Below are 12,440 nucleotides of genomic sequence, written 5' to 3'. Positions count from 1 at the left end.
CTGCCGTGCGGGTCTGTGCGCCAGGGTAGTGCCGGTGCCGGCCGCTCCCCGGGGCGGGTGCGAGCAGCTGCTCACTCGCCCCGGGACTTCTTGATGATCTCCTCCGCGACGTTCTTCGGAACCTCCGCGTAGGAGTCGAACTGCATCGCGTAGCTGGCGCGGCCCTGCGTCTTGCTGCGCAGGTCGCCGACGTAGCCGAACATCTCCGACAGCGGCACCAGCGCCTGGACCACGCGGGCGCCCGAGCGCTCGTCCATGGCCTGGATCTGGCCGCGGCGCGAGTTCAGGTCGCCGATGACCTCGCCCATGTAGTCCTCGGGCGTGGTGACCTCGACGGCCATCATCGGCTCGAGCAGGACGGGGTCGGCCTTGCGCGCACCCTCCTTGAACGCCATGGAGCCGGCGATCTTGAAGGCGAGCTCGGAGGAGTCGACCTCGTGGTACGCGCCGTCGAGCAGGGTGACCTTGACGTCGACGAGCGGGTAGCCGGCGAGGACGCCGAACTCCATGGCCTCCTGGCAGCCCGCGTCCACCGAGGGGATGTACTCGCGGGGGATGCGACCGCCGGTGACCTTGTTCTCGAACTCGTAGCCGCCGTCGCCGCCGCCCGTGGGCTCCATGGCGATCTGGACCTTGGCGAACTGGCCCGAGCCACCGGTCTGCTTCTTGTGCGTGTAGTCGATCCGGTCCACCTTGCGGCGGATCGTCTCGCGGTACGCCACCTGCGGCTTGCCGATGTTCGCCTCGACGCGGAACTCGCGGCGCATGCGGTCGACCAGCACCTCGAGGTGCAGCTCGCCCATGCCCGAGATGACCGTCTGGCCGGTCTCCTCGTCCGTGCGGACCTGGAAGGTCGGGTCCTCCTCGGCCAGGCGCTGGATCGCGGTGCCCAGGCGCTCCTGGTCGCCCTTGGACTTCGGCTCGATGGCCACGTTGATGACCGGGGCCGGGAAGTCCATGGACTCGAGGATGATCGGCGCCTCGGGGCCGCAGAGGGTGTCGCCGGTGGTGGTGTTCTTCAGGCCCATCACCGCGACGATCGAGCCGGCCGAGGCCTTCTCGATCTCCTCGCGCTTGTTGGCGTGCATCCGGTAGATCTTGCCGATGCGCTCCTTGTTGCCCTTGGTGCTGTTGAGCACCGAGGAGCCCGAGGTGAGCGTGCCGGAGTAGATCCGCAGGTAGGTGAGCTTGCCCAGGTGCGGGTCGCTCATGATCTTGAACGCCAGCGTCGACAGCGGGGCGTCCTCGTCGGGGTCGCGGGTGAGGACCTCCTCGGCGTTGCCGACCGCGTGGCCCTCGGTGGCGCCGACGTCCATCGGCGACGGGAGGTAGGACACGACGGCGTCGAGCATGGGCTGCACGCCCTTGTTCTTGAACGCCGAGCCGCAGAGCACCGGGGTGAGCTTGCCCGCGATCGTCGCGCGGCGGATGGCCGCGACGAGCGTCTCGGTGTCCGGCTCCTCGCCCTCGAGGTAGAGCTCCATGAGCGCGTCGTCGGCCTCGGCGATCGTCTCGAGGAGCTTGTCGCGCCACTCGCGCGCGGCCTCGGCGTGCGAGGAGGGGATCTCCTCGACCTCGTAGTCCGCGCCCTTCTTCGTCTCGCCGCGCCAGGTCAGCGCGCGCATCTGGACGAGGTCGACGACGCCCATGAAGTCGCCCTCGGTCCCGATCGGGATCTGGAGCACGAGCGGGGTCGCGTTGAGGCGCGAGACGATCATGTCGACGCAGCGGTGGAACTCCGCACCGGTGCGGTCGAGCTTGTTGACGAAGCAGATGCGCGGGACGTTGTAGCGGTCCGCCTGGCGCCACACCGTCTCGGACTGCGGCTCCACGCCGGCGACGCCGTCGAAGACCGCCACCGCGCCGTCGAGGACGCGCAGCGACCGCTCGACCTCGACCGTGAAGTCGACGTGGCCGGGCGTGTCGATGATGTTGATGGTGTGGTCGCCCCACTCGCAGGTCGTCGCGGCGGACGTGATGGTGATGCCGCGCTCCTGCTCCTGCTCCATCCAGTCCATCGTGGCGGCGCCCTCGTGGACCTCACCGATCTTGTAGTTGATGCCGGTGTAGAAGAGGATCCGCTCGGTGGTGGTGGTCTTGCCCGCGTCGATGTGGGCCATGATCCCGATGTTGCGGACCTTGGCGAGGTCGAGCGCGCGGAGGTCGGTCGCCATGGGGGCTGTCGTCTCTCTCCTGGTACGGACGCGTGGTCGGTCGCCGGGGGCGGCGGTCCCGGGGGGTCCCCCGGGACCGCGCACTCACCAGCGGTAGTGGGCGAACGCCTTGTTCGACTCGGCCATCTTGTGGGTGTCCTCGCGCCGCTTGACGCTGGCGCCCAGGCCGTTGCTCGCGTCGAGCAGCTCGTTCATGAGCCGCTCGGTCATCGTCTTCTCGCGGCGCTGCCGGGCGTAGCCGACGAGCCAGCGCAGCGCGAGCGTGGTCTGGCGCGGCGTGCGCACCTCGACCGGCACCTGGTAGGTCGCGCCGCCGACGCGGCGGCTGCGGACCTCGAGGGCCGGCTTGACGTTGTCCAGGGCGCGCTTGAGCGTGATGACCGGGTCGGTCCCGCTCTTCTCGCGGGCGCCCTCGAGGGCGCCGTAGACGATGCGCTCGGCCGTGCTCTTCTTGCCGTCGAGCAGGACCTTGTTCACCAGCGCGGTGACGAGGGGGGAGCCGTACACGGGGTCCGTGACGACCGGGTGCTTCGGGGCCGGGCCCTTGCGGGGCATTAGCTCTTCTCCTTCTTCGCGCCGTAGCGGCTGCGGGCCTGCTTGCGGTTCTTGACGCCCTGGGTGTCCAGCGCGCCGCGCACGATCTTGTAGCGCACGCCCGGCAGGTCCTTCACACGGCCGCCGCGCACGAGGACGATCGAGTGCTCCTGCAGGTTGTGCCCCACGCCCGGGATGTAGGCCGTGACCTCGATCTGGCTGGTCAGCCGCACGCGGGCGACCTTGCGCAGCGCCGAGTTCGGCTTCTTCGGGGTGGTGGTGTAGACGCGCGTGCAGACGCCACGACGCTGCGGGCTCCCCTGCAGGGCCGGCGTCTTGGTCTTGCCGATCTTGTCCTGGCGGCCCTTGCGGACCAGCTGCTGGATCGTGGGCACTGCGGCGTCTCCGTCGTCTCTCGTTCTCGCTGGGTGGCTCTGGTGGCTCCGGGTGGGAGTCCTGCTCCTGCCCCGAGGTCGGGCGTGTCGCCCGGTCCCCCGGACGGGGCGGAGGGATCCGCCGCGCAGGGGGCCCGCGCGGCGCGGAGCGCCGGTGCGGGCGGCCCGGGCCAGCCCAGGCACAAGGTCGTAGGTTACCGACCCCGGGCGCGCCGGGTCAAAACCGGGTGCGGCCGACCCCCGGCACGGGCGGCCGGGTGCCGGCAGGGCGCGCCGGCCGCCCCCGCGGGGGGGGACGGCCGGCGCGCAGCGGGTCAGCCCGAGAAGGGGCCGCCGTAGTCGTAGTCCTCGAGCGGCACCGCCTGGCCGGAGCCCTGCCCGAAGCCGGCGTACTCGCCGAAGGACTCGTCGGCGCCGTACCCGCTGAGCGAGTACATCGCCGCCTTGGCCTCCTCGGTCGGCTCGACCCGGATGTTCCGGTAGCGGGACAGGCCCGTGCCGGCCGGGATGAGCTTGCCGATGATCACGTTCTCCTTCAGGCCCAGCAGCGGGTCCGACTTGGCCTCCATGGCCGCCGTCGTGAGGACCCGCGTCGTCTCCTGGAAGGAGGCCGCGGACAGCCACGAGTCCGTGGCGAGCGAGGCCTTGGTGATGCCCATGAGCTCGGGGCGGCCGGAGGCGGGGGTGCCGCCCTCGGCCACGACCCGGCGGTTCTCGGTCTCGAACCGGCTGCGCTCGACGAGCTCGCCCGGGAGCAGCTCGGCGTCGGCCGACTCGATGATCGTGACCCGCTTGAGCATCTGCCGGACGATCACCTCGATGTGCTTGTCGTGGATCGACACGCCCTGGCTGCGGTAGACCTCCTGCACCTGGTCGACCAGGTGCAGCTGGACCGCCCGCGGGCCGAGGATGCGCAGCACCTGCTTCGGGTCGACGGCGCCGACCACGAGCTGCTGCCCGACCGTGACCCGGTCGTCGTCCTGCACGAGCAGGCGGGCGCGCTTGGAGACTGCGTACGCGACCTCCTCGGACCCGTCGTCCGGGACGACGACGACCTTGCGCTGCTTCTCGGTGTCGTCGACGCGCACGCGCCCGGCGGCCTCCGAGATCGGCGCGACGCCCTTGGGCGTGCGGGCCTCGAAGAGCTCGACGACGCGGGGCAGGCCGTGGGTGATGTCGTCACCGGCCACACCACCGGTGTGGAAGGTGCGCATGGTCAGCTGGGTGCCCGGCTCGCCGATGGACTGCGCCGCGACGATGCCGACCGCCTCGCCGACGTCCACGAGCTTGCCCGCGGCGAGCGAGCGGCCGTAGCACATGGCGCACGTGCCGACCTTGCTGTCGCAGGTGAGCACGCAGCGGACCTTGACCTGCTCGACGCCGGCCGCCACGAGGCGGTTGATGTTGACGTCGCCCAGGTCGGTGCCCGCGGGCAGCACGACCTCGCCGTCGACCTCCACGTCCGAGGCCAGGTTGCGGGCGTACACGCTCGTCTCGACGTTGTCCGCCAGGCGCAGGCCGCCCTCGGCCGTGCGCTCGGCGATGCGCATCGTGACGCCGCGCGAGGTGCCGCAGTCCTCCTCGCGGATGATGACGTCCTGCGAGACGTCGACGAGGCGGCGGGTGAGGTAGCCCGAGTCCGCGGTCCGCAGCGCCGTGTCCGCGAGGCCCTTGCGGGCGCCGTGGGTGGCGATGAAGTACTCGAGGACCGAGAGCCCCTCGCGGTAGTTGCTCTTGATCGGGCGCGGGATGATCTCGCCCTTGGGGTTGGCCACGAGGCCGCGCATGCCGGCGATCTGGCGGACCTGCATCCAGTTCCCTCGCGCGCCCGAGTTCACCATCATGAACAGCGGGTTGTGCCGCGGGAAGTTCTCCTGCATGGCGTCGGCGACCTCGTTGGTCGCGCGGGTCCAGATCTCGATGAGCTCCTGGCGGCGCTCGTCGTCGGTGATGAGGCCCCGCTCGTACTGGCCCTGCACCTTCTCCGCGCGCGCCTCGAAGTCCTCGAGCACGCCCTGCTTGGCGGCCGGGGTGACGACGTCCTCGATGGAGATCGTCACGCCCGAGCGGGTCGCCCAGTGGAAGCCCGCCGCCTTGAGGGCGTCGAGCGTCGCGGCGACCTGGACCTTCGGGTAGCGCTCGGCGAGGTCGTTGACGATCCCCGAGAGCACCTTCTTGTCCACCTGCTTGTCGACGAACGCGTAGTCCGCCGGCAGGGCCTCGTTGAACAGCGCGCGGCCCAGCGTGGTGCGCAGCAGGAACGGCGCGCCGGGCTCCCAGCCCTCGGGCAGCTCGGCACCGGCCGGCGGGACGACGCGCGCCAGGCGCAGGCCGATGGAGGCCTGCAGGTCCAGCTCGCGGGCGTCGTACGCCATGATCGCCTCGGCGACCGAGCCGAAGGTGCGCCCCTCCCCCGTCAGGCCCTCGCGGGTCGAGGTGAGGTAGTAGATCCCCAGCACCATGTCCTGCGTCGGCGCCGTGATCGGGCGACCGTGCGCCGGCGACAGGATGTTGTTGCTCGAGAGCATGAGGATGCGCGCCTCGGCCTGGGCCTCGGCGGACAGCGGCAGGTGCACGGCCATCTGGTCGCCGTCGAAGTCCGCGTTGAACGCGGTGCAGACGAGCGGGTGGATCTGGATGGCCTTGCCCTCGACCAGCTGCGGCTCGAAGGCCTGGATGCCCAGGCGGTGCAGCGTGGGGGCGCGGTTGAGCATCACCGGGTGCTCGGTGATGACCTCCTCCAGCACGTCCCACACCACCGGGCGGGCGCGCTCGACCATGCGCTTGGCGCTCTTGATGTTCTGCGCGTGGTTGAGGTCGACGAGCCGCTTCATGACGAACGGCTTGAACAGCTCGAGCGCCATCTGCTTGGGCAGGCCGCACTGGTGCAGCTTGAGCTGCGGGCCGACGACGATGACCGAGCGGCCCGAGTAGTCCACGCGCTTGCCGAGCAGGTTCTGGCGGAACCGGCCCTGCTTGCCCTTGAGCATGTCGGACAGCGACTTCAGCGGGCGGTTGCCCGGGCCCGTCACCGGCCGGCCGCGGCGGCCGTTGTCGAACAGCGCGTCGACGGCCTCCTGCAGCATGCGCTTCTCGTTGTTGACGATGATCTCGGGCGCGCCGAGGTCGAGCAGCCGCTTGAGGCGGTTGTTGCGGTTGATGACCCGGCGGTAGAGGTCGTTCAGGTCGGACGTGGCGAAGCGGCCACCGTCGAGCTGCACCATCGGGCGCAGGTCCGGCGGGATGACCGGGACGCAGTCCAGCACCATGCCCATGGGGCTGTTGCGGGTGTTGAGGAACGCCGACACGACCTTGAGCCGCTTGAGCGCGCGCGTCTTGCGCTGGCCCTTGCCGACCCGGATCGTCTCGCGCAGCGACTCGGCCTCGGCCTCGAGGTCGAAGGACTCGAGGCGCTTCTGCAGCGCCGCGGCGCCCATGCCGCCCTGGAAGTACATCCCGAAGCGGTCGCGCATGTCGCGGTAGAGGATCTCGTCGCCCTCGAGGTCCTGGACCTTGAGGTTCTTGAAGCGGGTCCAGACCTCCTCGAGGCGGTCGATCTCGCGCTGCGCGCGGTCGCGCAGCTGCTTCATCTCCCGCTCGGCGCCCTCGCGGACCTTGCGGCGCGCGTCGGACTTGGCGCCCTCGGCCTCGAGCTGGGCGAGGTCCTCCTCGAGGCGGCGCTGGCGCGCCTCCACGTCGGCGTCGCGGCGCTGCTCGAGCTGCCCGCGCTCCACCGAGATCTTGGCCTCGAGCGAGGGCAGGTCGCGCTGGCGGTTCTCGTCGTCGACCCACGTGATCATGTAGGCGGCGAAGTAGATGACCTTCTCGAGGTCCTTCGGCGCCAGGTCCAGCAGGTACCCGAGCCGGCTCGGGACGCCCTTGAAGTACCAGATGTGCGTGACGGGCGCGGCGAGCTCGATGTGGCCCATGCGCTCACGGCGCACCTTCGCGCGCGTGACCTCGACGCCGCAGCGCTCGCAGATGATGCCCTTGAAGCGGACCCGCTTGTACTTGCCGCAGTAGCACTCCCAGTCCCGGGTGGGACCGAAGATCTTCTCGCAGAAGAGCCCGTCCTTCTCCGGCTTCAGGGTGCGGTAGTTGATCGTCTCGGGCTTCTTGACCTCGCCGTGGGACCACTGGCGGATGTCCTCCGCCGTGGCCAGACCGATGCGCAGCTCGTCGAAGAAGTTGACGTCGAGCACGTGGTTCCTTCTCTCAAGGTGTGTCGTGAAGGTCTGGCGTACGGCCGGCGGTGGCGGGCGGCGGGGGGTCGCTCCCCCGCCGCCCGCCGGCCGTCAGACCTCTTCGACGCTGCTCGGCTCGCGCCGGGACAGGTCGATGCCGAGCTCCTCCGCAGCGCGGAAGACGTCCTCGTCGGTGTCGCGCATCTCGATGGACATGCCGTCGCTGGAGAGCACCTCCACGTTGAGGCACAGCGACTGCATCTCCTTGATGAGCACCTTGAAGGACTCGGGGATGCCGGGCTCGGGGATGTTCTCGCCCTTGACGATGGCCTCGTAGACCTTCACGCGGCCGAGGACGTCGTCGGACTTGATCGTCAGCAGCTCCTGCAGGGCGTAGGAGGCGCCGTAGGCCTCGAGGGCCCACACCTCCATCTCGCCGAAGCGCTGCCCGCCGAACTGCGCCTTACCACCCAGGGGCTGCTGGGTGATCATCGAGTACGGGCCGGTCGAGCGGGCGTGGATCTTGTCGTCGACCAGGTGCAGCAGCTTCAGGATGTAGATGTAGCCGACCGAGATCGGGTCCTTGAACGGCTCACCGGTGCGCCCGTCGAAGAGCCGGGCCTTGCCCGTCTCGCCGATGAGCTGCACGCCGTCGCGGTTGGGCAGCGTCGAGCCGAGCAGGCCCGTGATCTCCTCCTCGCGCGCGCCGTCGAACACCGGCGTGGCGACGTTGGTGCCCGGGGCGCCCTCGTCCGCGCCGATGCCCTTGAGCGCGACCTTCCATGCCTCGTCCTCGCCGTCGACCTTCCAGCCGGTCTTGGCGACCCACCCGAGGTGCGTCTCCAGGACCTGCCCGACGTTCATGCGCCCGGGCACGCCGAGCGGGTTGAGGACGACGTCGACCGGGGTCCCGTCCTCGAGGAACGGCATGTCCTCGACCGGCAGGATCTTGGAGATGACGCCCTTGTTGCCGTGGCGGCCGGCGAGCTTGTCGCCGTCGGTGATCTTGCGCTTCTGGGCGACGTAGACCCGCACCAGCTGGTTGACGCCCGGCGGGAGCTCGTAGCCCTCGTCGCGGTCGAAGACCTTGACGCCGATGACCTTGCCGGACTCGCCGTGCGGCACCTTGAGCGAGGTGTCGCGCACCTCGCGCGCCTTCTCGCCGAAGATCGCGCGCAGCAGCCGCTCCTCCGGGGTCAGCTCGGTCTCGCCCTTGGGCGTGACCTTGCCGACGAGCACGTCGCCGGTGACGACGTCGGCGCCGATGCGGATGATCCCGCGCTCGTCGAGGTCGGCGAGGACCTCGTCGGAGACGTTCGGGATGTCCCGGGTGATCTCCTCGGGGCCGAGCTTGGTGTCGCGGGCGTCGACCTCGTGCTCCTCGATGTGGATCGAGGAGAGGACGTCGTCCTGCACCAGGCGCTGGCTGAGGATGATCGCGTCCTCGTAGTTGTGGCCCTCCCACGGCATGAACGCCACGAGGAGGTTCTTGCCGAGGGCCATGTCGCCCTGGTCGGTGCACGGGCCGTCGGCGAGCACCTGGCCGACCTCGACGCGCTGGCCCTCGTCGACGATCGGCTTCTGGTTGAAGCTCGTGCCCTGGTTGGAGCGGCGGAACTTCGCCACGCGGTACGTGGAGTAGGTCGCGTCGTCGTTCGCCACGGTGATGAAGTCCGCGGACAGCTCCTGCACGACGCCGGCCTTGGTGGCGGTGATGACGTCGCCGGCGTCGACCGCCGCGCGGTACTCCATGCCGGTGCCCACGAGCGGGGCCTCCGAGCGCAGCAGCGGCACCGACTGGCGCTGCATGTTGGCGCCCATGAGCGCGCGGTTGGCGTCGTCGTGCTCGAGGAACGGGATCATGGCCGTCGCCACCGACACCATCTGGCGCGGGGAGACGTCCATGTAGTCCACCTCCTCGGCCGGGATGAACTCGACCTCGCCGCCCTTGCGGCGCACGAGCACGCGGGCCTCGGCGAAGTGGCCGTCCGGGGTGAGCGGCGCGTTCGCCTGCGCGATGACGTGCTCGTCCTCCTCGTCGGCGGTGAAGTAGTCGACGTCGTCGGTGACCTGGCCGTTGACGACCCGCCGGTACGGCGTCTCGACGAAGCCGAACGCGTTGATGCGCCCGTACGAGGCGAGCGAGCCGATGAGGCCGATGTTCGGCCCCTCCGGCGTCTCGATCGGGCACATGCGCCCGTAGTGCGACGGGTGGACGTCGCGGACCTCGAAGCCGGCGCGCTCGCGGGACAGGCCGCCCGGGCCCAGCGCGGAGAGCCGGCGCTTGTGCGTCAGGCCCGCGAGGGGGTTGGTCTGGTCCATGAACTGCGACAGCTGGGAGGTGCCGAAGAACTCCTTGATCGACGCCACCACGGGGCGGATGTTGATCAGGGTCTGCGGCGTGATCGCCTCGACGTCCTGGGTCGTCATGCGCTCGCGCACGACGCGCTCCATCCGGGACAGGCCCGTGCGGACCTGGTTCTGGATGAGCTCGCCCACCGTGCGCAGGCGGCGGTTGCCGAAGTGGTCGATGTCGTCGACCTCGACGCGCAGCGCGCCGCGCGGGGTCTCCATCGCGGTGTGGCCGGCGTGCAGCGCCACGATGTAGCGGATCGTCGCGACGATGTCGTCGACCGTGAGCACGCCCTGGCCGAGCGGCTGGTCGGTCCCCAGCTTCTTGCCCACCTTGTAGCGCCCGACCTTGGCCAGGTCGTAGCGCTTGGGGTTGAAGTAGAGGTTGTCGAGCATCGTCTGCGCCGCCTCGCGGGTGGGCGGCTCGCCCGGGCGCAGCTTGCGGTAGATGTCGAGCAGGGCGTCGTCCTGCCCCGTCGTGTGGTCCTTCTCGAGCGTCTGGCGGATCGAGTCGAACTCGCCGAGCTCCTCGAGGATCTTGGCGTCGTCCCAGCCGAGCGCCTTGAGCAGCACCGTGACGGACTGCTTGCGCTTGCGGTCGATGCGCACGCCCACCTGGTCGCGCTTGTCGATCTCGAACTCGAGCCAGGCGCCGCGCGAGGGGATGACCTTCGCGCCGTAGACGTCCTTGTCCGAGGTCTTGTCGATGGAGCGCTCGAAGTAGACGCCCGGGGAGCGCACGAGCTGCGACACGACGACGCGCTCGGTGCCGTTGATGATGAACGTGCCCTTGTCGGTCATGAGCGGGAAGTCGCCCATGAAGACCGTCTGGGACTTGATCTCGCCGGTGGTGTTGTTCATGAACTCGGCCGTGACGAACAGCGGGGCCGAGTAGGTGATGTCCCGCTCCTTGCAGTCCTCGATCGAGTACTTCGGGGGCTCGAAGCGGTGGTCGCGGAACGACAGCGACATCGTCTGCTGGAAGTCCTCGATCGGGGAGATCTCCTCGAAGATCTCCTCGAGGCCCGAGCGGGTGTTGATGTCGTCGCGGCCGGCGTCGAGGGCCTGCTCGACGCGCGCCTTCCAGGCGTCGTTGCCGAGCAGCCAGTCGACGCTCTCGGTCTGGAGGGCCAGCAGGTTGGGGACCTCGAGGGGCTCGCGGATCTTCGCGAACGAGATGCGGCCGGGGCTGCTGCCGCGGGTGCTGCGGGTGGTGCTGGACGTCTGGCTCGTGGCTTCGGTGCGCGAGGCGGCCAAGAGGGGTCCTTCCGGCGGGCTGGGCGGGTGGAGCGCGCGCATGCCGGAGAGCCCGTGGCGGGCACGGGACGACTCAGGAGGCAGCGCAAAGCGACAGCGTACCCGAGAGGCACGCTGTCGCCAAGTCCGCGGGGAGCAGACCCCCGCGCACCCGTCCTGCCACGTCCTGTCCTGACCTCGTCCTCGGCACGACCGCGCCCCGTCCTGAGCCGGGAGGGTGAGCCAGAGCATGGTCACCCGGGCGGGGGGCCGCGTCAAGGCGCGCCACGCCGGGGCCACCCGGACGGGCGCGCCCCGCCGGCAGCGGTCGTACCCGCGCCGCGGGCCCCGGGAACGCGCCAGGGCGGCCGCTCCCGGTGTGGGAGCGACCGCCCTGGGGTGGTGCTGGTGCTGCAGCGCCCCGTGCGGGGCGCGGCCTCACTTGACCGTGACGGTGGCGCCGGCGCCCTCGAGGGCGGCCTTGGCCTTGTCCGCGGTCTCCTTGTTGACCTTCTCCAGGACCGGCTTCGGGGTGCCGTCCACGAGGTCCTTGGCCTCCTTGAGCCCGAGGCTCGTCAGGCCGCGGACCTCCTTGATGACCTGGATCTTCTTGTCGCCCGCGGCCTCGAGGATGACGTCGAACTCGTCCTGCTCCTCGGCGGCGGGGGCGCCGGCGTCGCCGCCGGCGGCACCCGGGGCGGCGGCGATGGCCACCGGGGCGGCCGCGGTGACGCCGAAGGTCTCCTCGAACTGCTTGACGAACTCGCTGAGCTCGAGGAGGGACATCTCCTTGAACGCGTCGAGCAGCTCGTCGGTGCTGAGCTTCGCCATGGTGGCGGGTCCTCTCTGGTCTGGGTCGTGCTCGGGGCCCGCGCGCTCGGGTCCGCGCGCGGCGAGGGGTGGTCGGTGCCGGGCCTCAGGCCTCGGCGGGGGCCTGCTCGTCCGCGGGGGCCGCGGTGGCCTCGTCGGCGGCGGGCGCCGGGGCGTCCGCAGCCGGGGTGCCGGCGCCGCCGGCGAGGACGCTGGGGTCCTGCTCGGCCTTCTGGCGCAGGGCGTCGACGACGCGCGCGGCCTGCGACAGCGGCGCGGCGAAGAGGCTGACCGCCTGCTGCAGGCTGCCCTGCAGCGCACCCGCGAGCTTGGCGAGGAGGACCTCGCGCGACTCGAGGTCGGCCAGCTTGGAGATGCCGGCGGCGTCGAGGGGCTTGCCCTCCAGGACGCCGCCCTTGATCACGAGCAGGGGGTTCGCGCGGGCGAAGTCACGCAGGCCCTTGGCCGCCTCGACCGGGTCGCCCTTGACGAAGGCGATGGCCGACGGCCCCTGGAGCAGGTCGTCGAAGGCGTCGACGCCGGCGTCCTTGGCCGCGATGCGGGTCAGCGTGTTCTTCACCACGGCGTACTCCGTGGTCTCACCGAGAGCGCGGCGCAGCTCCTTGAGCTGGGCCACGGTGAGCCCGCGGTACTCGGTCAGCACGGCGGCGCTCGAGCTGCGGAACTGCTCCGTCAGCTCGGCGACCGCCGCCGCCTTCTCGGGCCTCGCCATGGGACTCCTTCGTACGGGGTGC

General features: G+C 70.6%; 7 protein-coding genes. All 7 read right to left on the bottom strand.

The features are described 5' to 3' along the window. Positions 1-71: 71 nt before the first annotated feature. Positions 72-2,174: an elongation factor G gene (fusA, locus tag D5H78_RS16650; protein WP_119951630.1), complete on the bottom strand. Its 2,103-nt coding sequence runs from the start codon at positions 2,172-2,174 to the stop codon at positions 72-74. Positions 2,175-2,258: 84 nt separating this feature from the next. After that, entirely contained in the window at positions 2,259-2,729 is a 471-nt protein-coding gene (rpsG, locus tag D5H78_RS16645) for a 30S ribosomal protein S7 (protein WP_119951629.1), read from the bottom strand. Then, a complete protein-coding gene (gene rpsL / locus D5H78_RS16640; RefSeq protein ID WP_119951628.1) occupies positions 2,729-3,103 on the bottom strand; it encodes a 30S ribosomal protein S12 in 375 nt (124 codons plus the stop codon). The genes rpsG and rpsL overlap by 1 nt, the downstream gene beginning before the upstream one ends. A 314-nt stretch (positions 3,104-3,417) precedes the next feature. Next, complete coding sequence (locus tag D5H78_RS16635; protein ID WP_119951627.1) at positions 3,418-7,305, bottom strand: DNA-directed RNA polymerase subunit beta'; 3,888 nt, start codon at positions 7,303-7,305, stop codon at positions 3,418-3,420. Positions 7,306-7,398: 93 nt separating this feature from the next. Further along, positions 7,399-10,938 carry a DNA-directed RNA polymerase subunit beta gene (gene rpoB, locus D5H78_RS16630; RefSeq protein ID WP_119951626.1) on the bottom strand — a complete coding sequence of 1,180 codons (3,540 nt, stop codon included), beginning with the start codon at positions 10,936-10,938 and terminating at the stop codon, positions 7,399-7,401. A 375-nt stretch (positions 10,939-11,313) separates the two neighbouring features. Then, the gene (gene rplL, locus D5H78_RS16625; protein WP_119951625.1) at positions 11,314-11,706 is read right to left on the bottom strand and encodes a 50S ribosomal protein L7/L12; all 393 of its coding nucleotides are present in this window, start codon (positions 11,704-11,706) and stop codon (positions 11,314-11,316) included. Between the two features lie 85 nt (positions 11,707-11,791). Further along, positions 11,792-12,418, bottom strand: coding sequence for a 50S ribosomal protein L10 (rplJ, locus tag D5H78_RS16620; protein ID WP_119951624.1), 627 nt, complete (start codon positions 12,416-12,418; stop codon positions 11,792-11,794). Between the last annotated feature and the right edge of the window lie 22 nt (positions 12,419-12,440).

Origin of the sequence: Vallicoccus soli, from assembly GCF_003594885.1 — a bacterium.
In the GTDB taxonomy this organism is placed as follows: Bacteria; Actinomycetota; Actinomycetes; order Motilibacterales; family Motilibacteraceae; genus Vallicoccus; species Vallicoccus soli.
The sequence above is the reverse complement of the archived record's forward strand: the minus strand, read 5'-3'. Positions and strand labels throughout refer to the sequence as shown.